A 26,639-nucleotide genomic window follows, 5' to 3' on the forward strand; every position below is an offset into this window, starting at 1 on the left:
AGTCGCCTCCTTACATCCGGAAGATGCCAAATTTACTATCTTCAATTGGCTGATTGAGGGCTGCTGATAGGCTCATTGCAACCACTTCACGGGTTTGAGCGGGATCGATTACACCGTCATCCCAGAGTCGCGCACTGGCGTAATAGGGGTGACCTTGTTGTTCATATTTCTCGATAATCGGTTGCTTAAAAGCGGCCTCTTCTTCGGCGCTCCAGGTTTGATTATTGCGCTCAAGTTGGTCGCGTTTAACTGTGGATAAAACCCCTGCGGCTTGCTCGCCACCCATCACTGAGATTCGGGCGTTAGGCCACATCCACAGGAAGTTAGGGCTATAACCGCGACCACACATACCGTAGTTGCCTGCGCCAAAAGAGCCGCCAATCAAAACTGTGATTTTAGGTACGTTGGCACAAGCCACTGCGGTCACCATTTTGGCACCGTGTTTGGCGATCCCTTCGGATTCGGCTTTCTCGCCCACCATAAAACCGGTGACATTCTGCAAGAACAGCAGTGGAATCTTGCGTTGGCAGCAGAGCTCGATAAAGTGCGCGCCTTTCTGAGCAGAATCGCTGAATAATATCCCGTTATTGCCGATGATGCCGACAGGATAGCCACAAATGTGCGCAAACCCCGTTACTAAGGTTGTGCCAAATTGTTGCTTGAATTCATCGAAATTTGAGCCATCGACGATCCGGGCAATCACCTCGCGGACATCAAACGGCTTTTTCAGATCGGTACCGACCACGCCATAGATCTCCTCTTCGTTATAAAGCGGAGGCTGCGGTGTTTGTAGTTGTAAGTTGGTTTGTTTAACGCGGTTGCTATTGGCGATACAGCGTCTGGCGAGTTGCAGTGCATGGGCATCATTATCGGCGTAGTAATCGGCGACCCCAGAGACTTTACAGTGCACGTCTGCGCCACCGAGTGCTTCTGCGGTTACGACTTCACCTGTGGCAGCTTTAACCAAGGGTGGACCGGCTAGGAAAATCGTACCTTGATCACGGACAATGATGGATTCATCAGCCATGGCTGGCACATAAGCGCCCCCAGCGGTACATAACCCCATGACGACGGCGATTTGAGGGATACCTTTGGCAGACATCCGTGCTTGGTTGTAGAAGATGCGGCCGAAATGATCGCGATCGGGAAACACTTCATCCTGTTGAGGCAGGTTAGCGCCACCAGAATCAACCAAGTAGATGCAGGGCAGATTGTTCATCTCTGCGATCTCTTGCGCACGCAGATGTTTTTTTACCGTCAGAGGGAAGTAAGTACCGCCTTTGACCGTGGCATCATTGGCTACAATCATGCAGTCTTGGCCGCACACTTGGCCGATACCGGCGACTGCGCCCGCCGCTGGAATGTTATCCTCGTATACCTGATAAGCCGCGAGTTGGCCTATCTCTAAAAAGGCTGAGCCCGGGTCTAACAGTTGATCGATACGCTCGCGCGCCAGTAACTTACCGCGTGCTCTATGGCGCTCCTGATATTCAGGGCCACCGCCTTGCGCAATTACTGCAACTTTATCTTTTAGATCAGTCACCGCCGCGCGCATTTCGCGTTGGTTGGTTTTAAATGACTCTGCCTGTGTATTTATTGTTGTGTGCAGAACAGCCATAGATAGTCTCCTAGTCGCCTGTTGATGGCTTACTTATTCATAAACAGCTCACGACCGATAAGCATTCGGCGTATCTCTGAGGTACCTGCTCCTATTTCGTAGAGCTTGGCATCACGGAGTAAACGGCCGGTTGGAAATTCATTGATATAACCGTTACCACCCAATAGCTGGATCGCATCCAGTGCCATTTTGGTTGCAGTTTCGGCGGTGTAGAGGATCACCCCAGCGCAATCTTTACGGCTGGGTTCTCCGCGCATCGCTGCTTGGGCAACGCTGTAGGTGTAGGCCTTGCTGGTGTTCATCAGGGTGTACATATCGGCGATCTTGCCTTGTACGAGTTCGAATTCGCCGATCGCTTGGCCAAACTGATTTCGATCACGAATGTAAGGGACTGCGATATCCATCGCCGCAGCCATAATCCCCAAGGGACCACCGGCTAACACTAAGCGCTCGTAATCCAATCCGCTCATCAGCACACGAGTACCACCGTTGAGTTCACCTAAAATGTTCTCTTTCGGTACTGGGCAATCTTCGAAGACCAGTTCACAAGTGTTTGAACCACGCATCCCGAGTTTGTCGAGCTTCTGATGACGAGAGAAGCCTGGGTAATCGCGTTCGACGATAAACGCGGTAATCCCTTTAGCACCTGCGTTGGGTTCGGTCTTGGCGTAGATCACATAAGTGTTGGCGTCGGGGCCATTGGTGATCCACATCTTGTTGCCGTTCAGCAGGTAGTGATCGCCATTATCGCGGGCATGTAGTTTCATGGAGACCACATCAGAACCCGCATTGGGCTCGGACATCGCCAATGCACCGACATGTTCACCGCTGATCAATTTCGGCAGGTACTTTTGCTTTTGCTCTTCGGTACCGTTGCGATGAATCTGGTTAACACACAGATTGGAGTGAGCACCGTAAGAGAGGGCAACGGACGCGGAGGCACGGCTGATCTCTTCCATAGCGATTACATGCGCCAAATAGCCCATATCGACACCGCCATATTCCTCTTTAGCTGTGATACCGAGCAGGCCCATATCACCGAACTTGCGCCATAGATCCTGAGGAAACTCATTATCCTTATCGATCTGTTCCGCTCTTGGCGCTATCTCCTGTGCAGCAAAATGGTTTATTTGCTCACGCAACATATCCAATGTTTCACCAAGGCCAAAATTCAGGCTGGAATACTGTGAGATCATAGTCGTACCCTTGTTACCGGTGTGTCGATTTATCCACAGATCACTCAAGGACCAAGTGCAGGGATGAACGATTAACCGGCTCTTTGTTGTTTTTGTTTTAGTTCGAGCAATGTTTCATGGCAGCGGAGTTCAGCGTTATCTAACTCCTGCTGCAAAATCGCGATATCTTGAAGCTGCTGTTCCAACTCCGAGCGCTTTTCATTAATTTTCTCCAACAGCAGAGTGAGCTGTTTTTCGCTTCCAGTCAGCGTTTCATCCCACAGCGAAAAAAGCTCCCGGGTTTCCGCTAGAGAAAACCCAAGACGTTTGCCGCGTAGTATCAGCTTTAAGCGCACACGATCTTGTGTGCTGTAGATACGTGTTTGCCCGCGTCGCGTCGGAAAGAGCAGCTGCTGATCCTCATAGAAACGGATGCTTCGCGTGGTTAACGCGAACTCTTTCGCTAGCTCGCTGATGGAATAAGTCTGTTTGCTATTCATAAAAATCCGCTGTTTTTGACTCTTTACAGATTAAGCAAAGTTTACGTTCACGTAAAGGTCAATAAAGGAATTCCTGTATTTTTGTAAATATTTTAACCGCTTTTGTAAGTTGCTGAAAAATATAAACTAAATCGTAAATCTATCGTTTTTTGCAGTGCGACTACGACTAAAGTTGTACTGGATTTTATGTAGGGGTAATTGCTAGGTTGGGCGACAGCTTATCAGCATTTAGCCGTATTTTTAGGTTGTTGCGCTGGTTAAATAAAAATAAAAAACAGCGAGGATCAGAGTCTGCATGAGTGTCGATTATGTACTGCAAACCTCAGATTTGATTAAAGAGTTTAAAGGCTTTACTGCGGTAGATAAGGTCAACTTGAATGTCGAGCGTGGCAGCATTCACGCCTTGATCGGGCCTAATGGTGCCGGTAAGACGACCGTATTTAATTTGTTGACCAAATTTTTAATCCCAACGTCCGGTCAAATTCTTTTTAATGGCGAAGATATCACCCAGATGCGTTCCGCCGAGATCGCACGTAAAGGGGTGATCCGTTCTTTCCAGATCTCTGCGGTGTTTCCACATCTAACGGTGTTGGAGAACGTCCGTATTGCCCTTCAACGTAAAGAGGGCAACAGCTTTCATTTTTGGAAGTCTGACAAAGTCTTAGACAAGCTTAATGGCCGTGCGATGGAGCTTCTTGAGTCGGTAGGTCTTCAAGACCATGCGAACTCCGTGACCGTCGATCAGCCTTATGGTCGTAAACGTGCTTTGGAGATCGCCACCACATTAGCCCTAGATCCAGAACTGATGTTATTGGATGAACCGACTCAGGGTATGGGCCACGAAGATGTTGAAGTGGTGTCGGACCTGATCAAACAGGTTTCCAAAGATCGCACCATTTTGATGGTTGAGCACAACCTGCATGTGGTTTCCAAACTGGCGGACCGTATCTCTGTTCTGCAGCGTGGCGCGATTCTTACCGAAGGGGATTACGCAACGGTATCAGCCGATCCACGTGTTAAGGAAGCTTACCTCGGTGTTGCTGCGGATGAAGGGCCTGAAGCTGTCAAGCCTGCTGAAACCTCTCCTGAGAAAGAGGAGGTTGTGGCATGAGCTTAGGTGGTAATGAAAAACTCCGTATCAGTGACCTGCACTCCTTCTACGGCGAATCTCACATTCTGCACGGCATCGATATGCATGTTATGCAGGGTGAGCTAGTAACGCTATTGGGTCGTAATGGTTCAGGCCGTTCAACCACGCTGCGCTCGATCATGAATATGGTGGGCCGTCGTAGTGGCAGCATCAATGTTAATGGTCGCGAAACCATCGATATGCCGGCGCATAAAATCGCGCATCTAGGTATGGGCTTCTGCCCAGAAGAGCGCGGTATCTTTTCCAGTTTAAACGTGGAAGAAAACCTGATGCTGCCGCCGACGGTGCGCAGTGACGGCATGAGTGTCGAAGAGATCTATGAAATCTTCCCCAACCTGTATGAACGGCGCACCAGCCAAGGCACACGCCTATCTGGTGGTGAACAGCAGATGTTGGCTTTAGCTCGTATCTTGCGTTCGGGCGCAAATATCTTGTTGCTCGACGAGATCACCGAAGGTTTAGCGCCGGTGATTGTGCAGAAGTTGGGTGAGGTTCTAACCAAGTTAAAAGAACGCGGATTGACCATCTTGTTGGTAGAGCAGAACTTCCGTTTTGCCGCACCGATTGCGGATCGTCATTACGTGATGGAACACGGTCATATCGTGGAAGAAGTTCACAAACATGAGCTGACCGAGAAAACAGAATTACTAAATACCTATTTAGGTGTTTAACAGCCTTGAGGAGCCTATGAATAAGCCTTTTACAGGCCTGCGCTTAGGTTCCTGAATGTCCAGAGGCTAAGTGAATGACCCGAAGATGTGCTGGGTTAAACCACAAAGCATCAAACTTTGAATAAAAATAAAAAACTCTATCGGGAGAAAATGCGATGAAATCAATGAAGAAATCTCTGCTGACAGCGGCAATTGCCTCTACATTCGCAGTAACAGGGGTGCAAGCGGCAGGTGTATCAGACGACAAAGTCAAAATCGGTGTACTAGCCGATATGGGCGGTGTTTATGCTGATATCTGTGGTGCAGGCTGTGTTACAGCAGTAGAGATGGCGGTTGAAGATTTTGGCGGTACGGTACTAGGTAAACCAATTGAAGTGGTAAGTGCCGACGACCAGAACAAACCAGATATCGGTTCTGCAAAAGCGCGTGAATGGGTAGAAAGCCAAGGCGTTGATGCGGTTACAGGTCTGGTAGCTTCTTCAGTAACAGGTGCGGTAACTAAAGTGCTAACAGACAACAAAAAAGTTGCTCTGATCGCTACTTCTGCATCTCATGCGTTCACCACTAAGGCGTGCTCACCTTACAACGCTCACTGGACTTACAACGTAGTTGCGCTAGCTAACGGTACGGTAAAACCAATGGTAGCTGCAGGTAAGAAGAAGTGGTTCTTCATCACCGCGGACTACGCTTTCGGTCATGCCCTAGAGAAAGTAGCAACCGGCGTAATTAACTCTAATGGCGGTGAAGTGGTAGGCGCCGTGCGTGCTCCACTAGGTACAACCGACTTCTCCTCTTACGTTCTTCAGGCGCAATCTTCAGGCGCAGACGTAGTGGCGCTAGCCAATGCGGGTGCTGATTTCGTTAACTCCCTAAAAACAGCAGCTGAGTTCGGTCTAACTGAAACAACTGATGTTGCAGGTTTGTTGGTATTTACTCACAACGCGAAAGCGCTAGATCCAGAAATTTCTGGCGGTATGAAACTAACAACAGGTTTCTACTGGGATATGGATGATGAAACACGTGCTTGGTCTAAACGCTTTAAAGAGCGTCACGGCTCTATCCCAGCAATGGGTCAGGCGGGTGCTTACTCTATGACGATGCACTACCTAAACGCGATCAAAGAAGCGGGTACGGATGATGCTGATGCGGTAATGGCGAAGATGAAGGCGAACAAGCCGAACGATTTCTTCGCGCGTAACGCTCATCTACGTGCGGATGGTCGTATGGTGCATGACATGTATCAGGTACGTATCAAAACATCCAAAGAGCGTAAAAACGAAGACGATATCTTCGCAATTGAGCAGGTTATCCCAGGTGAAGAAGCATTTGGTCCGATGATGGATAAGTGTAACTTCCTGGCTGCCAAATAAGGCGCTTGTATGACGAGGGGGGCGGCTTTCGCCTCTCTCACAGTAAGTCAGAGTTTTGAGCTATTCGTAGTTCTATATAGCTCTCTTAGCGGATTGTAAGTACCGGTTAGCTACAAATGTATCTGTGGCGCAGTTGCCGGTTAGGGGTGGAGAGTTATGGCAACATTCCTCGATATAAATCTCTTTGGCCTATTTGGTCAATTGCTGGTGGGCCTGATTAACGGCTCATTCTATGCATTACTCAGTCTGGGTTTAGCAATTATTTTCGGACTGTTAAAAATCATTAACTTCGCGCAGGGCGCGCTCTATATGCTGGGTGCTTTCTTTGCGTGGATGGCTCTTAACTATATGGGCATTAACTATTGGGTCGCGCTAATTCTCGTTCCGATCGCCGTGGGCTTTATCGGCATTTTGATGGAGCGTTTTCTGCTGCGTCCAATTGCCAATGAGGATCACCTCTACAGTTTGCTGCTGACCTTCGGTTTAGCGCTGATTCTTCAGGGGGCGTTTACCCACCTGTTTGGTTCCTCGGGTATGTCCTATGCAATTCCAGAAGAGCTGAAAGGCGGTAACCGTCTGCCATTTATGTATCTGCCAAATTATCGTGCTTGGATCATTATCGCGTCGATCATTGTCTGCGCCGGTACTTGGTACATGATTGAGAAAACAAAGCTGGGTGCCTACCTGCGTGCAGGTACTGAGAACCCGCAGTTGATGCAGGCATTTGGTATCAACGTACCTTTGATTGTCACTCTGACCTTTGGTTTTGGTGTCGGCTTAGCTGGCTTTGCCGGTGTCATGGCCGCGCCGGTGTATTCGGTATCACCCGATATGGGTTCCAACATGCTGATCGTAGTATTCGCCATCGTGGTAATTGGCGGTATGGGATCGATCGGTGGCGCAATCCTGACCGGTTTAGGTATGGGGGTTGTGGAAGGCCTGACGAAGTACTTTTACCCCGAAGCCTCGACCACCGTTATTTTTGCGGTGATGGTGATTGTATTGCTAACCAAGCCTGCGGGCTTATTTGGTAAAGAAGCCTAGGAGACGTGACGATGAAAATAAGTAAAACAATGATTGCACTGGTCGTCCTTGGATTGATTGCTCCTTACGTGCTTTACCCTGTGTTTGTTATGAAAGTGCTCTGTTTCGCACTGTTCGCTTGCGCATTTAACCTGTTGTTGGGTTATGTGGGTTTGCTCTCTTTCGGCCACGCTGCGTTCTTAGGAACTGGCGGCTACATTACCGGTTATTTGATGATGGAAACCGGTGTGACACCCGAGTTAGGTGTGTTGGGTGGAACCTTAGCAGCGGCTTTACTGGGTGCTGTATATGGCAAGTTGGCGGTGAAACGTGAAGGTATCTACTTTGCCATGGTCACGCTGGCGTTAGCGCAGTTAGCTTTCTTCGTTTACCTACAAGCACCGTTTACCGGTGGTGAAGATGGAATGCAGGGCGTTCCTCGTGGACATCTGTTCGGGTTTATTGACCTGAGCGATAACATGAGTATGTATTACTTCGTGTTTGCCATCTTCCTGTTTGGTTTCTGGTTGGTAAATCGCACGATCCACTCACCGTTTGGTCAAATCCTTAAAGCGATCCGTGAAAACGAAGCGCGTGCGGTATCTCTTGGTTACAACGTTAATGACTACAAATGGGCTGCATTTGTAATCTCGGCTGCACTAGCAGGGCTTGCCGGTTCGACGAAAACCTTAGTGTTCCAGCTGGCTTCTCTGACCGATGCTCATTGGCATATGTCCGGTGAGGTGGTGTTGATGACCTTGCTAGGCGGTATGGGCACGATCTTTGGTCCAATCGTAGGTGCCGGTGCGGTTGTAACTATCCAGAACTACTTGTCCGGTGGTGAGTTGGGTAACTACATCCACATCATCATGGGCTTTATCTTCGTGATCTGCGTACTAGCGTTCCGTAGCGGTATTGTTGGTGAAGTGCAGAAATTCATGAAAAAGAACTTTAGCTAAACTTAAACCAAAGGGGATTTATACGATCCCCTTTTTTGTCTCTGTAAGTTGACGTTAACGTCAATATTAGAAAGTTATGAAGGTGGAAATATGAGTCAGGATGCAGTCGTTATTGTAAGTGCCGCGCGTACCCCAATGGGTGGCATGATGGGATCGTTAAGCGATGTTCGCGCTCCCGATCTATGTGCTACTGCGATCAAAGCTGCAATTGAGCGTGCGGGCGTTGCTGCGGCTGATGTCGATGAAGTGGTAATGGGCTGTGTTTTGCCTGCTGGTTTAGGTCAGGCGCCTGCTCGACAAGCATCACGTGCTGCAGGTATTCCCGATGCTGCCGGGTGTACCACCATTAATAAGATGTGTGGCTCGGGTATGAAGGCGGTGATGTTGGCTCATGATCAGATCTTAGCAGGTTCGGCTTCTATCATGGTCGCTGGTGGTATGGAGAACATGAGTCAGTCTCCATATCTGCTGCCAAAAGCCCGTGAAGGCATGCGTATGGGTCACGGCAAGGTGATCGATCATATGTTCTTCGATGGCTTAGAGGACGCTTATGAAGGCGGCTTAATGGGCTCGTTTGCGCAAAAGAGTGCGGACGATTTCAATGTTACCCGTGAAGCGATGGACGACTTTGCGATCGGTTCTCTAGAAAAAGCGATTGCTGCAATTGCAGCCGGTGAGTTTGTCGAAGAGATCGCACCAGTGACGATTACAACGCGTAAAGGCGAAGTGGTTGTCGATACCGATGAGCAGCCAGGTAATGCCCGGATCGATAAAATCCGTAGCCTGAAACCAGCCTTCAAAAAAGACGGCACGGTGACTGCTGCCAACTCCAGCTCGATCTCCGATGGTGGCTCGGCCCTCTTGCTGATGAAAGAGTCCGAGGCGAAAGCTCGCGGTCTAACCCCGCTAGCTAAAATCGTGGCTCACTCCACTCATGCACAGTTACCAGCTGAATTTACCATTGCACCGATTGGTTCGATCCAGAAAGCGTTGGATAAAGCGGGTTGGTCGAAAGAGGACGTAGATCTATTTGAGATCAACGAAGCTTTTGCTGTGGTTTCTATGCTGGCGATCACCGAACTCGGTCTTGATGCAGACAAAGTGAATGTCCGTGGTGGGGCGTGTGCACTGGGTCACCCGATCGGCTCAAGTGGCTCCCGCATTATGGTGACGTTGCTGCATGCGCTGAAACAGAAAGGCCTGAAGCGCGGTATCGCCTCGCTTTGCATTGGTGGTGGCGAAGCGACAGCGGTCGCGGTTGAGATGCTTTAATCTCTGCTTAACATCTTAGCCATTGGTGCAATACGCTTCGCTATTGCATCTTACCTATTGTACAGTTGAGCTCTTTTGTAATGGGGCGGGTTATTGCCCTAACAGTTTTTGAATAGGGTGGTGCTGTATGAGTCAAAAAGAAAAGGCGATGGATACGTATAAAATGGCAGACGAGTTTATCGATCTGGCTAACCGTATGTTGACTGCTGAAGGTAAAGAACTTGAAGATGTAGGTGCAGCTATTCGTTACGCTGCAGCACGTTTTAGCTCCCACGAAGTAGCATATCGTTCAAGCGATCTAGCGGCTGAAAAGAAAGACGCAGTAGATTGGTATACCGGCCACTTTAACGAAATGCTAAACGAAAACTTCGACCAGCATATCGAACACATTGCAGCTGAAAAAGAGAAAGCTGCGGCTGAAAACCACTAAGCTATTTCGCTTCAGTAAGGTGCAATAGCAAAGCGTATTGCGCCTTAATTAGCGTAATGGTAGCCATGGTTGTAGGGTGTAATAGCGGAGCGTATTACACCAAATAATACGGAGACAAAGGATGTCTAATTACCGTAGAGCATGGATGTCAGGCGGTACTTTTTTCTTTACCGTAAATCTGTACCGTAGAGATACAGATCTGTTGGTAACCCACATAGCAGTATTACGTGAGGCGATAGCTCATGTTGCCAAACATTACCCCTTCACTATTCATGGTTGGGTTGTCCTACCTGATCATTTGCATGCATTAATAAGTCTTCCTCCAAACGACCACAACTACCCATTACGTTGGCGTCTAATCAAAAGTTATTTTTCCAAGAGTATCCCTAATCAAGAATCTCGTTCTGAAAGTCGTGAAAAACGAGGTGAACGGGGAATTTGGCAACGTAGGTATTGGGAACATATGATTCGAGATGAGCAAGATTTTAAGGCTCATATGGATTACATCCACATTAACCCCGTTAAACACGGATTAGTAACTAGGGTTAAAGAGTGGCCTTATTCAACATTCCATCGTTTGGTCGAAAGTGGATATTATGAAGAAAATTGGGGTATTAGCCACTTTGCCGATATTTTGAATTACCAAGATTGAATTGTTGAAGTACTGGCAAAGTGTGTACATCCGTTAAAAATCTAAAACGGTGTAATACGCTCCGCTATTACACCCTACGCGCTAACACTTGAAGTAGATGGAGTTATAAAGAGTAAACAATGAAATTAATGAGCGTACTTTTTCTGAGTATTGGGCTGCTATATGGTTGCTCCAATCATGATTCAGCTTTTGATCCGCTGGAAACGATAGTTAAGAAAAACAGACTCAATGAATCTGAGGTGGTTTATCTTTATATGTATAGTTATGAAGCTGAATACAAAGCTCTTGTAACTAGTGACCTTGGGTTTTGTGCAGATGGAAAAATAAAGTATCTAGCTTTCTCAACATTTGACGAATCTACAGAAGCTGAATTTGTTTCTATGCTAGATGAGAAATATCGGCAATGTTATTTTATTTTTTATGGCTCAGATAAAGCTGTTAACGAAGTCTCAAAGTACTTTGATCAAGGTATCTTTGTCGCAGGAGACTTAAAAGAAAATTCAAGAATTAAATCTAATTACGATAAGGCTGTAGAGCAGGTTAAGTATAAAAATCAGGGAAATATTTAAAAGCTCTTAGGGCGCAATAGCGAAGCGTATTGCGCCTTACATGTTTTCATTATTGCTTCAGTTTCCTGCCTTGGCTTACGCTCAAGGCATCATTTCGATGTGGAATCTCAAAAATGAAGAGTGTAATCAAACTGCTGGGCTTGGCGTTGTTCTCTCTGGCATTTCCAGTCCAAGCTGATAACCATAAGCTAAGTATTTTGACATGGAATGTATGGTTTGATGACCGCAGTGGTCAACGCCGGTATCCATTGATTCTGGATGAAATATACCAGCAGAATGCTGATATTGTTGCCCTTCAGGAAGTGACTCCCAAGTTCATCGGTCTGTTAGAAAAACACCGACTAAATGAACGTTACCATTTAAGCGTTTCATCGCAGATAAGCAGATACCAAAACGTAACCCTGACTAAGGTTCAGCCTGAGAACCGTGAGGTCATAAACCTAACTTCTGCTATGGGCCGCAAGGCTTTGATGGTTCACCTGAAAACTAATGATAACTGTGATGTAGTCGTCGCTAATCTGCACCTTGAAAGCCCACTAGACAGTTCTGAACTCCGAGTCGAACAGATTCAGAAAGTCGTCGAAGCGCTTCCATCGGATCATCTGGCGATTTTGGCGGGGGACTTTAATTTTGGGAATAAGGCTATAGAAGAGAATGCTGCACTTCATTCATTCTATGATGCTGCAAACTCCGATGAGTGGATCAATACCCCGACATACGATGTTGATCTGAACTTATGGGCCAAGAAAACTAAATTTTGGTTTGAAGATAGTCGACGACTGGATCGAATATATCTGAATACCCCAAACGCCTTGGAGCAGAAATATACCCTAGTTGGCCAGATTGGAATGGGAAAAGAACAATTCCTTTCTGACCATTACGGCGTGAAATTCAGTTTTGGTTTAAACGAAGCTCAAATAGATAAGTTCTGTAGTAAGTAGGGTGCAATAACGCAGTTATTACACCCCGCAGCTTAACTCTTATGGTAAGTGATGGTCTTGTTTATGTATTTGTGCAAACGGTCTTCACACACGCCCAACGCTTTTTTGCCATTTTTAAGAACTAAGTTTGTGTATTTTTGGCGATCTTCAGCAGTGACTGATTTGTAGATATTGTTTAAGGCTGCTCGGCTTTTATCCATATGGGATAGAAAAACGACGCACCTAGCTTGGTCCTGAGATATCTTTGTATAGCCAATAATTTCATTCACTTCGCTCAAGCTAGGGCCTTCCCAATCACATACACCCCTATCACGCATGGCTTCAAAAACGACTTGGCCCTCCCAAATTTTATCTTTTGCACGGACTGCTTTAGTTCTGGCTCTATCGTATTCCCCTGCATCATACAGATCGTAAGCATCGTTGATTGAATCCTGAGCATTGCGCAGTTTTTCAAGGGCGTCATCCGCTTGCGCAGCACAATGTGCGAAGGCGGCGGACGGCAGGGTAGTGATTAGTAAAGTGATAAGCAGTTTGTACATCAGTTGTCTTCCTGAATGACGACGAGATGGCTAATTTTTGCGCCATTATACCTGATGCGTTTTTAAATGGATTAGTGAAGTCCTTTTTAAGAGGTCACAAATAAATCTCCAGTTGTTGATTCTTAAAATTATGTACTAGATTGATATCGATACGGTTGGTTGGAGTCATCCATCATGCTTGTTGATAATCATATTAAGCAGGGCTTTCATGCTCTCCTTACAGTAACGTGTTTTTTTTCGCCTTTGGCTAGCGCCGAAGAAATCCTGATCGAAAAGCCAATAAATATCGCTATGTCTGATTGGTGCCCTTTTACCGGTAATTGCGGTATCGGGGAAGGCTATATTCCAGAGGTAATAGGTGAAATTTTTTCGAGAAAGAACATCAAAGTTAATTTCTATCTAATGCCTTGGAGTCGTGGTTTACAACGGACCTCAGATGGTGAGTTTACAGGCTTGTTGAATCCGTCTCAGCATGGTGAAGCTTCTCACTTCTATTTCTCTAAGGAGCCTACGGGCTCCTACGCTTATTGTTATTACACGAAAAAGGAGGACTCGTGGGTATATAAAGGGGCAACCTCTTTAAGTACTCGGCAAACCGCACTTATCAAAGATGCGGGGATGGGGGAAGATCATGCCTATATTAATGATCCAAAAAATCAGGATTACTTTTACCATATTAGTTTGACGGATGATTATATGGATCGGGCTTTTAAAATGCTGGATTCAGGTAGGATTGATACCTTTGTGAATGATTTCAACGTAACCGAGTTTTATTTAAAGCAACACCCAATATGGAAAGGAAAAATTAAAAAAGCAGGCTGTATAAAAATGAATAACGTATGGCTTGGGTTAACACCGAAGTTTTCTGAAAGGGATAGAGTTGTTTTGGTGGGTGAGATCTATGATCAAGGGGTTGTCGAACTGAGAAATGATGGCACTCTTGCAAAAATATTAGAGAAATACGGGGTATCAGATTGGGAGAAAATTGAATTTAAAATTGAATGACATTGCTTATGTTTTAGTTAATGAGCCATCTTCTTCAGCGCTTTCGCTCACATTCACTGGAGCTTTAATTTCAATATGAAATCCAGGCTTACTTTTGTTAATGATTTTTATCTCCCCTTGAAGAAGTTGAGATACCGCATTGTAAACAATCGTCATCCCGAGCCCTATACCGCCCTTACCTCTTTTAGTTGTAAAAAATGGCTCAAACAAGTTCTTGGCTTCATACTGTGATAGGCCACGACCGTTATCATGGTATGTTAATACTATAAAATCATCTTCTTTACGGGCATCAATTGTTATATTACCTTCGCCATTCGCAAAGCCATGAATAATAGAATTGTTGATTAAGTTACTTAAGATATGATGATAAGCACCGGGATAGCTATTGGAATAGATATCTTCGGGTATATTTAGAGTGCAGGTGATTTTCTTTTCTTTTAATTGAAACTGCATCGTTTGTAATGAGTTGGTTAAGTACTCATTGAGATTGAACTCGTACTTCTCTTCTTGTCTTTGATCTGTAGCGATAAGCTTAAAGTTAGAGATCAGCTCGCTGGATTTAATAATGCTGCTAGAGAACAGTTTGTTAGATTCTTCTATGTCATGTAAAAAATCATCTAACTCTTTTTGGGTCAGCGCTTGCTTGGCGATGCTATTACGAATGGCTCTGCAATGATCTTCTTGCACGCCTATCGCTGTAAGGCAGATACCTATTGGGGTATTAATTTCATGAGCGACTCCAGCTACGAGGTTGCCTAAGGCTGCCATTTTTTCGGTTTCAATTAAGCGATTTTGTGTTGAACGTAAGTCATCCATTGACTCTTCGAGTAACTTGGTACGTTCAGCTACTTTGTCCTCTAACTGTAATTTGTGCTTAATCTCGTTATCTAATAGGGCGTTTCTTTCCTCTAATAGCTTTTGTTGTCTCTGGTAAGAGTCGTGTAGGCTCTTGCGCATATAATTGATGGTATGGGAGACAGTATCGATCTCATCAGGTTTGTCGACGATTTCTTTCTTATCCAGTTGAAGCGGCTCTGATAGTTTATTGAAATTCAAAGAGGCGATGTACTCTGATATTTTTTTCAAGTGTTTGGCGATCAAAAACCAAATGAGTAAGAGAATAAAACCTGATACTAAAAAGGTTTTAATTCCGTTACTGACTAGTATCACACCTGCTTTATTAATTAATCGCTTATAGACATTATCTATACTGGCAGTGACTAATAGGGTTCCTATCTGCCTATCTGGCAATTTACTTGCGTTATAAATAAGCGGGAATTCTACAATTCTAGAAGCGCTTGATTTGGCTGCGCCGGCCTCCCAAGATGTTTTGTCTTCGACTTTAATCGCCACATATTCAATATCAGGAAGCTGACTGAGACCTAATAATTGAGTCTTAAGTTGAGAATCATCGTATGACCATACGCTTAAAGTGATGGCATTAAGATAAGAAGCTTGAATTATATTAAATTGCTGCTCGATACGGTTGATATCTGCACGGTAATCAAGTGCTAGCTGTAGCGATGTACTTATGAGTGTGAAGCAGGAGCTAAATAATAAAATAAGAATCGCTATTCTTTTGCCTAATCGGCTAGAAATAACGTGCTTATCAGAGCTTCGTTTCTTGTTCATACAACCACATTGACCCACTAGAAGGTTAAGAAACATTTTCTATTTTCGACAGCTTAGCTCTTCTAGTGTAGTTGAGTTAGCGGTGGTTGGAGGGTTAGGTGCCCACAACATGAATTACTCTTATTAAGTGAAAAATATTCTGCTGACTGGAAGAGCTGCTCATCGGTTGTTTTTGCCTGCTACACTAAAAAATACCAAATTGGAGGAATTCCTTATGGCCAAAATAGGAATCACTCAGGGGATCTTCATCAAAATGGCCGTTCCCATTCTGAGTGTGTTTATTGTGGCGCTGGCCGTTATGGCATGGTTGATACCTTCAAGGATGGAAGACCGAGTACTGGAAGACACCGTATTTGCCGCGGAACAAACGGCTATCCAATTCAAAACGTTACGAAAATACTATGTGCAGAACATAGCTTCTGTTGTCAGCAAAGGGTCTGATATTAAGCCTGCGATAGATCATCAGGGAAACCCTAAGGCTATCCCGCTACCAGCTACGATGATCCATGATCTGAGCAAATTACTCGAAAACAACGGCGTTAACGTCAAACTTTATAGTGATTTCCCTTTCCCTAACCGCGCTAGTCGTAATCTTGATCAATTTGCGTCGGATGCTTGGGATTATCTGGTGGCTAATCCTGACGGCATTTACAAGCAAGTGAGTAGTCATGGCGATAAGAGCATTGTTCGCGTTGCTATTGCTGATACGATGTCGGCTCCAGGGTGCGTTGCTTGCCATAACAGCCACCCCGATTCGCCTAAAACCGATTGGAAGTTAGGGGATGTTCGAGGTGTGCTTGAGATTGATTCAGATGTCACTGAGCAGCTAGCCTCAAGCCAAGTAACAAGTGTGACAGTGATCGGCTTTCTCTTATTAATGCTGTTAGTAATTCTGACGACTATTTATCTCTCCTTTAAACGAGTTATCAGCAAACGAATCGCTAATATATCTAATGCGATTGGCATTATTGCTGATGGTGAGGGCGATCTAACACAACGTTTAAATGAAGCAGGAGCAGACGAACTAACCGAGCTTGGTAATACAGTGGACAGGATGCTATCCCAACAGCAGGATATGGTACGGCAATTAACCCGTGTTTCGTTTGAGTTAGCTGATAAGACCGATCATTTGCTGGTGGATATTAAAAACACGGCTGAGCATACCGAAGACCAACAGCAACGTACGACTCAAGTTGCAGCATCAGTTGAGCAGATGAGTGGAGCGATTCACGAGGTTGCCAGTAATGCGGCAACGGCTGATGACACGGCTAAAGAAACCAACCAAATGGCAGATACGGGCAAAACCGTAGTGACAGCCTCAGTTAACGCAATTAACCAATTATCTGAGCAGGTAGAAGAAACAGCATCTGTTATTGATACTCTAAGGGCAGATAGCGAAGAGATTGGTAAAGTGCTCGATGTTATCCGTGATATTGCTGATCAAACCAACTTGTTAGCGCTGAATGCTTCAATAGAAGCTGCGCGTGCGGGTGAACAAGGTCGCGGGTTTGCCGTGGTGGCTGATGAGGTGCGTAACCTCGCTGGACGGACGCAAAACAGCACTCATGAAATTCAGGATATGATCAACCGCCTACAAACAGGTGCATCAAATGCTGTGCATGCGATGCAATCAGGGCAGGAATCCGCACGTAATAGTGTAGAAAATGCCAGTCAAGCGGGTGATTCGTTGGAACATATCACTCAAGCGGTGAGTAACCTTTCATTTGTTAACTCACAAATTGCGGCGGCGGTAGAACAGCAGGGCGCAGTAGCTAACGATATCAGTGAACATGTCTCGTTTATTCAAATTAAATCTGAAGAAACGTCGGCAGAATCTGAGCGTAATCAACAGGTTTGCCAAGAACTCTCGGCGTTGGCTCAACAGTTACGGCAGAGTGTGAGTCACTTTAAAGTGGATTGATATTAGTCATGCCAAGAAAGGATCAGTAGGGCAGATCGTGGTGTATTAATCTGCCCTACCTTTCCTGGGGGCTACGTACATTGCAGGTTTTGCTTTTTAAGATAATCGCAGGCTTCGCTAATCCCTTCTTTCGCTGCACGCCTTAGGTATTGTTTAGCCTGTTGCTCATTTATATTCGTGCCTATACCTTCAAATAGAGCAACACCATAATGAAATCTTGCTAGGCTGGAATAGCCTGCCTCATCTTCTTGTTCTGCGCCCAACTTCATTAGCTCAGTAGACTTTTTTAGGTCGCGGTCTACACCAACGCCTGCCTCATAGATTTGCGCTAACCAGAGCATCGAATAGACGTCATTCCAACGATCGATACAGTCTTCAAAAATGGCTATGGCAGCTTGATGGTCCCCCGTCTTATCTGCTGCATAGCCATATAAACATTTAATGCGTTTATTGCTTTTTATGTAGGCAGTGTAGGAAAGATCACTGGTGTTTTGATCTTCCTCTTCCTCAACAAGTGCCTGGTCAAAACTTACTTGATCGACAGCATTATCGCCCCAGCTAATAGGGACAAAAGCGAGCGAAAGCATAAATGCATAGAGCCATCTATAAGTTTCCAATTTCATCCTGTTAGTCATCCATTTATTCGGTTTAGGCAGTTTCATTCTTGCTGGAATGTTTGGAAATAACTGCGAATATCAGATGGAGTATAGGGGGCACTTTTTGTGGGAATGTCAGGTAAATGTAAGAATTTTAATGCTGTACACAAAAATGCAATCGAATAGAAATATACGGGTAACACCGACTATCTAGCATCAGCGGCTCTGCTAATTAAATTGGAAGTAGTCATGAGCCTAAAGCTGAAAATGCTTTGCCTGTTTTCCATCGCGATGATCTGTATGTTTGCCATTGGCCTGTCGATGTCGCTCAACTATCGGTCATATATCAGCAAACAAGAGCAACTGAATAGCTTTTACCAAACCATGCTGGAAGATACCCAGCAACTTCAGATGGTACTTCTACAGCAAAACGAAGCTTGGAAGAACCTGCTTATTCGTGGCAAAAACAAACAGAAGTACAACCTCTATTTGGATCGCTTCACTACCTTTGAAAGAGATTTTCAAAAGAAGATTAAAGCCTTAGGCGAGCAAGGCGCTAGCTTTCCTAAAGTGACAGAGTCACTAAATAAGCTTGCTGCGAGTCATGTCCAGTTAGGCCAAAAATATCGCACGGCTTTACCTGTTTATCAGCTGGCAGATCGAGAACCAGCCCGCACAGCGGATCAATATTTGGATGGTGCGTTTACGGTGCCAGAGCAACAGATGGTGAATGTGGCAACGCTGGTACGAGCGAAAAAGCAGGAGGCGTTTGCGCAAGCTGAGCAAGTACTGAAACAACAAGAGCAGTGGATCATTATTGTTGGTAGCCTTGCGGGTTTCTCTATTCTTATCGCCTTTACCTATATATTGCTGCGTACAGTAATTACACCGATAAAACAGTGTTCTGGCATGTTGGAACAGCTTGCTTCCGGTGAGGCGGATATCAGTAAGCGTTTGGAATACAAACAGCAAAACGAACTGGGCGAGATGGCGACATGGTTCAATCAGTTTATTGATAACCTCACCGCTATTACCCATGAGATCGATCAAGCAGCGGATCTTCTGTCAGAAAATACCTTGGCATCCACGCAAAATACCAGTGAAGTAAAAACCTTGGTGGGTAAACAGCAGGAAGAGATTTTACGTATTAGCAGCTCGATCGATCAGCTTGCGCAATCAGCGTGTGAGATCGCACTGAAAGCTACCGAAGCGCTGAAATCGGCAGAAAATGCGCAACAAGCGACGGTTGCTACGTCCGATATCATGGCAGAGATTGACGGCACTGTGACCGAGCTTCATCACAGCAGCCAGCGTAATGATCAAGAGATGCAACAACTGCAAAAGCAGATTACCGGTATCAATCATATTCTGGAATTTGTCACCGAAGTCAGCGAGCAGACTACGTTACTAGCATTGAATGCAGCTATTGAAGCGGCACGTGCAGGCGAACATGGTAAAGGCTTCTCGGTCGTGGCGAGCGAAGTCCGTCATCTGGCACAGCGCACCGCTGAAGCAACTGAGTCGATCAGGTTATCCACCAACCAGATTAACGCTGCAGCGACTCAAGTATCCAACGAGATCAAATTCAGCCAAAAACAGGTATTGGGGATCGTAGCGTTAACGGAAAAAGCGAATACCCATATCTTCCAGATGCAGGAACGCATTGAAGATATGAACCATATCAATCACACCATTGCAGATTCGGCTAATCATCAAAATGAGGTGACGCAGCAGATCCAAAGCAATATCTGCAGTACTAAAAATGCGGTATCTCATGTGATGGATTCAGCAATGCAAAGTACTTCTAGTAATGGTGATCTGGCGCAGATGTCGGTCCATCTTAAGCAGCTATTGAATAGCTTTAAAGGCGGTGAGCCTAAAGGCCAAATGGCTACGACGGTTGGAGATGTTGAGCTGTTTTAATATGAATTGCTAAGCAGCTAGAGAGCAAAGAAGAGATTTAGAGTTTATCAGAGGCGCGTATTGTGAGTGCTAGTTCATCGTCAATACGCGCCTTTATTGCAACTAGGGCTTAACTTACTTAGCTGCTTTCTGTGCGATGCTGTTATCCCAAGAGTTATAAATAAACTCGCTCGCCAGTTTGAAGTATGTATCTAGTTGTTTCTTTGTTTCGTCCTTGCGGTTGTTTTCCGAGTTCAGGTGAACTTCCTCAACAACTACAGCAATTTTTTCCATCAACTCTTTGTCACTACCTGTAGATTGCTCTGCAAAGTAGGCAACGCTTTTCTCTAGTGAGTAAGTAATGATATGAATCTGATGTAGCTCTTCTGCATCCAGCTTCTGCTTACCTTTCATCTCTAAGGTTTTCTCAATGAAAACGGTTTTTGCATCGCTCAAAGAGGATATATCAGCGATTTTAAGGTGCTGAACGGGTTTACCATCAGATACGCCGCTTGCTTGAGCAGATACGGTAAATACAAGTGCAAAAAATAGTCCTGCTAGTTTTTTCATTTTGATTCTCCAGCACTCAGTTAATCAGAAGGTTAAACATCGTGGTGCTATTCAATGCTAACGAGAGGCGCAATATAAATGATAGTAATTAGCATTACAATGATTGGGGCAGGACGCCACTTCGTGGCTAGAGATCGGCTTCGCCTTTTAGGACGCTAACGCTAGAGGACGCCGCTTCGCGGCTAGAGGAAAGATCTAAAAAAATTTAGGGTGCAATAGCGAAGCGTAGTGCACCGTAGATATGATGAGTTTGTGTAATACGCTCCGCTATTACACCCTACTTGCTGCCAGCTAATCTTGTTACTCGCAAGGGGTATTAGGACTCTAGCGCTAAAGGACGCGGCTCCGCGGCTAGAGAAACGATCAGCTTATTCAGCATTTCCTTTTGCGCTGCATAAGGTGTGTTACCACAATGTTTGAAATCAGGAACAATATCGATCCTATACATGATGATATTGCCATGATGCCAATGAAACCCCTTCCTATTCCTCGGTCATCACCATTGTAATAACCGGCTTCTAGGATTGAGGCATAATAATCATAAGCGGTTATAAAAATGGTTAGGGCTATCACTAGGATCCCCAAAGTAAGACCCAGCCCCCTTCGCCATAGGCTTAACCCCCAAGTAGTTACAAATGTAACTATCGCGGGCAGCGTTAACATCGCTAACAAAATATCCATATAAAAGTTTCCAACAATCTAGTCGTAAGGTTATGAATCTGTGTAATACGCTCCGCTATTACACCCTACTTGCTGGGTGGATAGGACTAGCAAACAAACGAATGCGATACAGATTGTAATAAAATGGCCAACTTTTATTCTTTTCATAGGATTTTGTTCATTGATTCACTGCTGAATCGTATATCTTTTTTATGTTGGAATTGGCATCTAAGTTGCCTGATTCAAAAATCCCATCTAAGAAATAAGATCTTGCTTCGTTGACCGCTTCGGAGGTCCCATAAAAAATGATGTTACAACGTTCAAAATCTTTACTTAGCAAAGATAGAAATGCTTTCTCTGTTTCTCTATCGAACGTTGAAATTGCTAGATATTTCATTTTGTTATCGGAACAATGTTTCAAATTCTTGAGCATTATCACTTGATAATCCTTTGTCCCGCGATACATATAAATGTATGTGACTTCAGAATCATTTAGACCATGGCTTTTGACTATTTTTTCTAACGGAGCCACTTCATCGATTGTTCCACAACTGCTTAATAGCGCTAAGCTACTCAGGCATATCCATGATAAAAGAGATTTCATATGGTGAATCCATTCATGTTTGAAAATTGGAGGCTAACATAGGGTTCTTATGATGCCTGCTTCTGTCACAGAGCTAAAGCCACTCCCTCACCAAAAGCTTTTCCTCTAGGCGCAGCCGTCCTCTAGCCACGAAGTGGCGTCCTAAAAGGCGCAGCCGATCTCTAGCGAAGCGTCCTGCCCTTATCCCCGATAAGGAAAAGCCCCTGTCCGCATCTTCCGGTACTGACTTGGCGATAACCCCATCAGCTTTTTAAAAATACGGGAGAAGTAGTAAGCATCGTCATAACCCACGGCAAAAGAGATCTCGTTGATGCTGTTGGTGGTGGTATCTAGAAGGTGACAGGCGCGCTCTATCTTGAGCTGGATAAAGTGGTTAATAGGGGTGGTGCCGGTGATCTCTTTGTATTTTTTTACAAAGTGGAATTTCGAGAGGTTGACGCTTTCGGCCAGTGTATCCAGATCCAGTTGCTCGTGAACGTGGGTCTGCATCAGGCTGTGAACGCGTTCTATATCCAAGCCTGCTCTCGATAGTTTCTGACGTGCTAGAGGTTGTAGCAGGGCGATATGGCTGAGAATTTGCCGAAGTTGGTTTGCTGCACAGATATAAGCGTTGAGGTTGTAGGTGGATTCGCGGGCTTCTAAGAGCGCTTCAAAATCGCTGGCAAGGCGCGAGTGGATACCGATGGGGATAATAAATTGCCTTTGCGGGGATTCTCGTTGCTCCAAATGTGCCACAAAATCAGCGGCTTGGTGGCCATGAAAGTGCACCCAATAGATCGTCCAGGGGCGCTTTTGTCGCGCTTTGTAGGTGTGAGCTATTCCTTTAGGAATCAGCAATATATCACCGGCTTTAACTCTAACCTTCTTATCATTAAGTACTGCTTCACCTTCGCCGTCCAAACAATAGATCATTAGATAATCGTCATGTTCCATCCTTTCCATGTGATGCCCGCTGGCTTCGCGATAGTAGCCCATCCCTAGAGGATACAGGCCCTGGCTTAGCGGATTCTGCGCTAATTCAGCTACCACGCGCCTTGGGGTGACAAAGCGAATGCTCTCAGGGGGTAGGGGCCAGTTGGATGGGCTGCTCATAGCTACGACCTATGTATTAGGGTAATTACTTATACGATAACAATATAGTCCATCAATTAGACAAGATTATCAATCATGAATTGCTAAGCTGCATGATAAAACAGAGTTATTGAGTTTGAACGCGACGTAAAACAATACAACTACAACAAGAAATACAGGTATCAGAGAATGACACAGCAAGTACCTTTACTTATCAACGGCGAATTTATTCAGAGTGAATCACAGACCCTGCTTCCAGTAACTAACCCTGCTACGCAGGAAGTGATTGCACAGGTTCCTTGCGCAACAGCTGCAGAAGTTGATCAAGCAGTAGAAGCTGCCAAAGCTGCGTTTGAAGATTGGAAAGAAACACCTGTAGGCGAGCGTGCTCGTCTGATGCTGCGTTACCAGCACCTGCTAAAAGAGAACCACGATGAGCTAGCAACACTACTTGCTCAGGAAACAGGTAAAACATTTGAAGATGCGAAAGGTGACGTTTGGCGTGGTATCGAAGTTGTAGAACACGCGTGTAACATCGCTTCTCTATCTATGGGTGAAACGGTTGAGAACGTAGCGCGTAAGATCGATTGCTACAGCATCACTCAGCCACTAGGTGTATGTGTTGGTATTACACCATTCAACTTCCCAGCAATGATCCCTCTATGGATGTTCCCAATGGCGATCGCTTGCGGTAACACCTTCGTTCTTAAGCCATCTGAGCAAGATCCACTAACGCCAATGCGTTTAGCTGAGCTATTCAAAGAAGCGGGTGCGCCAGACGGTCTTCTACAAGTTGTTCACGGTACAAAGGATGCGGTAAACCAACTGCTGACTCACAAAGATACGCCAGCAATCTCCTTCGTAGGTTCTGTGGCTGTAGGTGAGCACATCTACCGTACCGGTACTGACAAAATGAAGCGTGTTCAGGCATTCGCTGGTGCGAAGAACCACATGGTGGTTATGCCAGATGCGTCTAAAAACCAAGTTGTTAACAGCATTGCCGGTGCTTCTGTTGGTGCGGCAGGTCAGCGCTGCATGGCGATCTCTGTTGCGGTATTCGTAGGTGAAGCACGCAAGTGGATCCCAGAAGTACGTGATGCCCTAGCGAAAGTACAACCAGGTGCGTGGGATGATCCAAAAGCAGGTTACGGCCCACTAATTAATCCACAAGCGCGTGAGCGTGTTCTTAACTTTATCCAAGAAGGTAAAGACGCTGGTGCAGAATGTATTCTCGATGGTAGCGAATGCGTAGTTGATGGTTACCCAGATGGTAACTGGGTTGGCCCAACAATGTTCCGTGGTGTAACGCGCGACATGTCTATCTACCAAGAAGAGATCTTCGGTCCTGTTCTGATCGCACTTGAAGTAGATACGTTGGAAGAAGCGATCGAGCTGATCAACGAGAACCCGTACGGTAACGGTACTTCCATGTTCACGTCTTCTGGTGCAGCAGCACGTAAGTACCAGCACGAGATCAAAGTAGGTCAGGTAGGTATCAACGTACCAGTACCAGTGCCTCTACCAATGTTCTCTTTCACTGGTTGGAGAAAGTCTTTCTACGGTGACCAGCACGCTTACGGTAAGCAAGCGGTTAAGTTCTACACCGAGACTAAGACTGTGACAGCACGTTGGTTTGAAGATGATATCGATACTGGCGTAAACACAACGATCCAGTTGAAGTAATCAGTTGTTAAGAACAGAACAAGAATGAGAAAAGGCTCTTAATCGAGACTGTAGGAGCTCAGCCTTCTGAGCGATCGATTTAGTTTAATCGCCCACGGGGTGGGCTCCCACAGTTTCTGTAATGTAGAGAGACCTTTTCCACTTAAAGGAGAGAGCAATGGATTTCGAGCTGAATGAAGATCAGATTGCATTCGCCGATATGGCCCGTGCCTTTGCGCAAAATGAGTTTGAGCCCCATGCAGCTGAGTGGGATGAAAAACAGATTTTTCCTGTTGATGTGCTGCGTCGAGCAGGTGAGATGGGCTTTTGTGGCCTGTATTCACCGGAAGATGTCGGTGGTCTAGGCCTGAGCCGCTTAGATGCCAGCATTATCTTTGAACAGTTGGCGATGGGTTGTACCTCGACCACTGCGTTTATCACGATTCACAACATGGCCGCGTGGATGATTGCCGATTTTGGTAATCAGGAAACCCGCGAGCACTGGTGCCCAGATCTAACCGCTGGTTTGAAACTAGCGTCTTACTGCTTAACCGAGCCAAATGCCGGTTCCGATGCCGCATCCCTTAAATCTACGGCACGTCGTGAGGGTGATAACTACATCCTAAATGGCAGCAAGATCTTTATTTCCGGTGCTGGTAGTACCGATGTACTTGTTGTGATGGCACGTACCGGTGAAGAGGGACCAAAAGGGATCTCCGCTTTTGCGGTGGATGCTAAGAGCGACGGCATCGTTTACGGCCGTAAAGAAGAAAAGATGGGTTGGAACAGCCAGCCGACACGAATGATTACCTTTGAAGACGTGGTAGTACCGGCATCTGCTCTATTGGGCAATGAAGGTGACGGCTTCACAATTGCGATGAAAGGCCTTGATGGTGGCCGTATCAATATTGCGACTTGCTCGATTGGTACCGCGCAAGCAGCGCTGAACAAAGCACGCGACTATCTGCATGAACGTAAGCAGTTTGGTAAAGAGCTAGCGAGTTTCCAAGCGTTGCAGTTCAAGCTGGCGGATATGGCGACTGAGCTAGTCGCAGCAAGGCAGCTGGTACGTTTGGCAGCATCAAAACTGGATGCAGGTCATGCCGATAAAACAGCGTACTGCGCGATGGCAAAACGCTTTGCCACAGATGTTGGTTTTAACATTGCTGACGAAGCACTGCAGATCTTTGGCGGCAACGGCTATATCAAAGAGTACCCATTGGAGCGCTACCTACGTGATAACCGCGTACACCGTATTCTAGAGGGTACTAACGAAATTATGCGCGTCATTATTGCTCGTCGAGTATTGATGGAAGATGCAGCGGATCTTGTGTGATCCGGTAGGACAGAATTGGAGAAAGCTATGACAGATAAATTGATTGTAGAAAAACACGGTCATACAGCCGTTATCACCATGAATAATCCTCCGGCCAACACTTGGACCGAAGAGAGCTTGAATGGTTTAGTGACCGTTGTAGACGAGCTGAACCAAGACAAACAGATCTACGCGTTGGTACTGCGCTCTACGAGCGAGAAGTTTTTCTCTGCCGGTGCCGATCTAAACCTGTTTGCAGATGGTGATCGTGCCATGGCACGTGAGATGGCGAGCCAGTTTGGTCGCGCCTTTGAAAGCCTATCTCAGTTCCGCGGTGTATCTATCGCTGCGATCAACGGCTTTGCCATGGGTGGCGGTTTAGAAGTGGCGCTAGCCTGTGATATCCGCGTTGCCGAAGAACAAGCGCAGATGGCGCTACCAGAAGCAACGGTTGGTTTACTGCCATGTGCTGGCGGTACGCAGAACCTAACCATGCTGGTGGGCGAAGGTTGGGCTAAGCGTATGATTCTTTGTGGCGAGCGTATCAAAGCGCCACAAGCGAAAGGTATCGGTTTAGTTGAAGAGCTGGTTCCACAAGGCCAGGCATACGACAAAGCGATGGAGTTGGCAAAAGCAGTAGAAAAACAAAGCCCAACGGCGATCGCGGCGTGTAAGCAACTGATTCAGAACAACCGCACTCATCACTGGGATGCTGGTTACCGTCTAGAGCGCGAACTGTTTGTTGATCTATTCCACACCGAAGACCAGAAAGAGGGTGTAAACGCATTCCTAGATAAGCGTGCACCTGAGTGGAAAAACCAATAAGGGACTG

The 26,639-nt window shown here is 45.9% G+C and carries 26 protein-coding genes; 16 read left to right on the forward strand and 10 right to left on the reverse strand.

Annotation, left to right across the window (positions count from 1 at the left end; genetic code table 11):
* Positions 1-10 precede the first annotated feature (10 nt).
* The 3 genes from ACMXYP_RS00350 to ACMXYP_RS00360 form a co-directional block, all read right to left on the reverse strand.
* Positions 11-1,618 carry a carboxyl transferase domain-containing protein gene (locus tag ACMXYP_RS00350; RefSeq protein WP_415883028.1) on the reverse strand — a complete coding sequence of 536 codons (1,608 nt, stop codon included), beginning with the start codon at positions 1,616-1,618 and terminating at the stop codon, positions 11-13.
* 29 nt (positions 1,619-1,647) lie between these two features.
* Positions 1,648-2,814, reverse strand: a complete 1,167-nt coding sequence (locus ACMXYP_RS00355; RefSeq protein WP_415883029.1) for an isovaleryl-CoA dehydrogenase — start codon at positions 2,812-2,814, stop codon at positions 1,648-1,650.
* A 71-nt stretch (positions 2,815-2,885) separates the two neighbouring features.
* The gene (locus ACMXYP_RS00360; RefSeq protein WP_415883030.1) at positions 2,886-3,293 is read right to left on the reverse strand and encodes a MerR family transcriptional regulator; all 408 of its coding nucleotides are present in this window, start codon (positions 3,291-3,293) and stop codon (positions 2,886-2,888) included.
* A gap of 295 nt (positions 3,294-3,588) precedes the next feature.
* Here ACMXYP_RS00360 and ACMXYP_RS00365 point away from each other — a divergent pair, with 295 nt between their 5' ends.
* The 10 genes from ACMXYP_RS00365 (at position 3,589) to ACMXYP_RS00410 (ending at position 12,330) form a co-directional block, all read left to right on the forward strand.
* On the forward strand, positions 3,589-4,404 hold the full coding sequence (locus ACMXYP_RS00365) for an ABC transporter ATP-binding protein (RefSeq protein WP_415883031.1): 816 nt from the start codon (positions 3,589-3,591) through the stop codon (positions 4,402-4,404).
* Positions 4,401-5,114 (forward strand): ABC transporter ATP-binding protein, encoded by a 714-nt coding sequence (locus ACMXYP_RS00370; RefSeq protein ID WP_415883032.1) that lies wholly within the window; start codon positions 4,401-4,403, stop codon positions 5,112-5,114. Before ACMXYP_RS00365 ends, ACMXYP_RS00370 begins: the two co-directional genes overlap by 4 nt.
* Before the next feature lie 155 nt (positions 5,115-5,269).
* Positions 5,270-6,484 carry an ABC transporter substrate-binding protein gene (locus ACMXYP_RS00375; RefSeq protein ID WP_415883033.1) on the forward strand — a complete coding sequence of 405 codons (1,215 nt, stop codon included), beginning with the start codon at positions 5,270-5,272 and terminating at the stop codon, positions 6,482-6,484.
* A 156-nt stretch (positions 6,485-6,640) separates the two neighbouring features.
* Positions 6,641-7,528, forward strand: a complete 888-nt coding sequence (locus tag ACMXYP_RS00380; RefSeq protein ID WP_415883034.1) for a branched-chain amino acid ABC transporter permease — start codon at positions 6,641-6,643, stop codon at positions 7,526-7,528.
* Between the two features lie 11 nt (positions 7,529-7,539).
* A complete protein-coding gene (locus ACMXYP_RS00385; protein WP_415883035.1) occupies positions 7,540-8,466 on the forward strand; it encodes a branched-chain amino acid ABC transporter permease in 927 nt (308 codons plus the stop codon).
* A 90-nt stretch (positions 8,467-8,556) separates the two neighbouring features.
* The gene (locus ACMXYP_RS00390; RefSeq protein WP_415883036.1) at positions 8,557-9,738 is read left to right on the forward strand and encodes a thiolase family protein; all 1,182 of its coding nucleotides are present in this window, start codon (positions 8,557-8,559) and stop codon (positions 9,736-9,738) included.
* A gap of 127 nt (positions 9,739-9,865) precedes the next feature.
* Complete coding sequence (locus ACMXYP_RS00395) at positions 9,866-10,168, forward strand: DUF3144 domain-containing protein (RefSeq protein WP_415883037.1); 303 nt, start codon at positions 9,866-9,868, stop codon at positions 10,166-10,168.
* A 121-nt stretch (positions 10,169-10,289) separates the two neighbouring features.
* Entirely contained in the window at positions 10,290-10,820 is a 531-nt protein-coding gene (locus tag ACMXYP_RS00400; RefSeq protein ID WP_415883038.1) for an REP-associated tyrosine transposase, read from the forward strand.
* A 119-nt stretch (positions 10,821-10,939) separates the two neighbouring features.
* Complete coding sequence (locus ACMXYP_RS00405) at positions 10,940-11,389, forward strand: hypothetical protein (protein ID WP_415883039.1); 450 nt, start codon at positions 10,940-10,942, stop codon at positions 11,387-11,389.
* 113 nt (positions 11,390-11,502) lie between these two features.
* Positions 11,503-12,330, forward strand: a complete 828-nt coding sequence (locus ACMXYP_RS00410) for an endonuclease/exonuclease/phosphatase family protein (RefSeq protein ID WP_415883040.1) — start codon at positions 11,503-11,505, stop codon at positions 12,328-12,330.
* A 32-nt stretch (positions 12,331-12,362) separates the two neighbouring features.
* On the opposite strand, the gene ACMXYP_RS00415 is transcribed toward ACMXYP_RS00410, so the two are convergent.
* On the reverse strand, positions 12,363-12,869 hold the full coding sequence (locus tag ACMXYP_RS00415) for a hypothetical protein (protein WP_415883041.1): 507 nt from the start codon (positions 12,867-12,869) through the stop codon (positions 12,363-12,365).
* 174 nt (positions 12,870-13,043) lie between these two features.
* On the opposite strand from ACMXYP_RS00415, the gene ACMXYP_RS00420 reads away from it, so the two are divergent.
* Positions 13,044-13,874, forward strand: a complete 831-nt coding sequence (locus tag ACMXYP_RS00420) for a substrate-binding periplasmic protein (protein WP_415883042.1) — start codon at positions 13,044-13,046, stop codon at positions 13,872-13,874.
* A gap of 6 nt (positions 13,875-13,880) precedes the next feature.
* On the opposite strand, the gene ACMXYP_RS00425 is transcribed toward ACMXYP_RS00420, so the two are convergent.
* The gene (locus tag ACMXYP_RS00425; RefSeq protein WP_415883043.1) at positions 13,881-15,506 is read right to left on the reverse strand and encodes an ATP-binding protein; all 1,626 of its coding nucleotides are present in this window, start codon (positions 15,504-15,506) and stop codon (positions 13,881-13,883) included.
* A gap of 214 nt (positions 15,507-15,720) precedes the next feature.
* Here ACMXYP_RS00425 and ACMXYP_RS00430 point away from each other — a divergent pair, with 214 nt between their 5' ends.
* Positions 15,721-17,427: a methyl-accepting chemotaxis protein gene (locus tag ACMXYP_RS00430; RefSeq protein WP_415883044.1), complete on the forward strand. Its 1,707-nt coding sequence runs from the start codon at positions 15,721-15,723 to the stop codon at positions 17,425-17,427.
* 71 nt (positions 17,428-17,498) lie between these two features.
* On the opposite strand, the gene ACMXYP_RS00435 is transcribed toward ACMXYP_RS00430, so the two are convergent.
* Positions 17,499-18,050 (reverse strand): tetratricopeptide repeat protein, encoded by a 552-nt coding sequence (locus ACMXYP_RS00435; RefSeq protein WP_415883045.1) that lies wholly within the window; start codon positions 18,048-18,050, stop codon positions 17,499-17,501.
* A 222-nt stretch (positions 18,051-18,272) separates the two neighbouring features.
* Here ACMXYP_RS00435 and ACMXYP_RS00440 point away from each other — a divergent pair, with 222 nt between their 5' ends.
* Positions 18,273-19,946, forward strand: a complete 1,674-nt coding sequence (locus tag ACMXYP_RS00440; protein ID WP_415883046.1) for a methyl-accepting chemotaxis protein — start codon at positions 18,273-18,275, stop codon at positions 19,944-19,946.
* Positions 19,947-20,060: 114 nt separating this feature from the next.
* Here the strand turns inward: ACMXYP_RS00440 and ACMXYP_RS00445 are convergent, their stop codons facing one another.
* The 4 genes from ACMXYP_RS00445 to ACMXYP_RS00460 all read right to left on the reverse strand — a co-directional run bounded on the left by ACMXYP_RS00445 (position 20,061) and on the right by ACMXYP_RS00460 (position 22,851).
* Positions 20,061-20,495: a DUF6746 family protein gene (locus ACMXYP_RS00445; RefSeq protein ID WP_415883047.1), complete on the reverse strand. Its 435-nt coding sequence runs from the start codon at positions 20,493-20,495 to the stop codon at positions 20,061-20,063.
* A gap of 316 nt (positions 20,496-20,811) precedes the next feature.
* Positions 20,812-20,943 carry a hypothetical protein gene (locus ACMXYP_RS00450; protein WP_415883048.1) on the reverse strand — a complete coding sequence of 44 codons (132 nt, stop codon included), beginning with the start codon at positions 20,941-20,943 and terminating at the stop codon, positions 20,812-20,814.
* A 390-nt stretch (positions 20,944-21,333) separates the two neighbouring features.
* A complete protein-coding gene (locus tag ACMXYP_RS00455; RefSeq protein WP_415883049.1) occupies positions 21,334-21,759 on the reverse strand; it encodes a hypothetical protein in 426 nt (141 codons plus the stop codon).
* A gap of 180 nt (positions 21,760-21,939) precedes the next feature.
* Complete coding sequence (locus tag ACMXYP_RS00460; RefSeq protein ID WP_415883050.1) at positions 21,940-22,851, reverse strand: AraC family transcriptional regulator; 912 nt, start codon at positions 22,849-22,851, stop codon at positions 21,940-21,942.
* 168 nt (positions 22,852-23,019) lie between these two features.
* Here ACMXYP_RS00460 and ACMXYP_RS00465 point away from each other — a divergent pair, with 168 nt between their 5' ends.
* The 3 genes from ACMXYP_RS00465 to ACMXYP_RS00475 all read left to right on the forward strand — a co-directional run bounded on the left by ACMXYP_RS00465 (position 23,020) and on the right by ACMXYP_RS00475 (position 26,632).
* Positions 23,020-24,513 (forward strand): CoA-acylating methylmalonate-semialdehyde dehydrogenase, encoded by a 1,494-nt coding sequence (locus ACMXYP_RS00465; RefSeq protein WP_415883051.1) that lies wholly within the window; start codon positions 23,020-23,022, stop codon positions 24,511-24,513.
* A gap of 157 nt (positions 24,514-24,670) precedes the next feature.
* Complete coding sequence (locus tag ACMXYP_RS00470) at positions 24,671-25,828, forward strand: acyl-CoA dehydrogenase family protein (RefSeq protein ID WP_415883052.1); 1,158 nt, start codon at positions 24,671-24,673, stop codon at positions 25,826-25,828.
* 27 nt (positions 25,829-25,855) lie between these two features.
* On the forward strand, positions 25,856-26,632 hold the full coding sequence (locus ACMXYP_RS00475) for an enoyl-CoA hydratase (RefSeq protein WP_415883053.1): 777 nt from the start codon (positions 25,856-25,858) through the stop codon (positions 26,630-26,632).
* Positions 26,633-26,639: the final 7 nt, after the last annotated feature.

The organism is Neptuniibacter sp. QD34_54 (assembly GCF_047778055.1).
Taxonomy (GTDB): domain Bacteria; phylum Pseudomonadota; class Gammaproteobacteria; order Pseudomonadales; family Balneatricaceae; genus Neptuniibacter.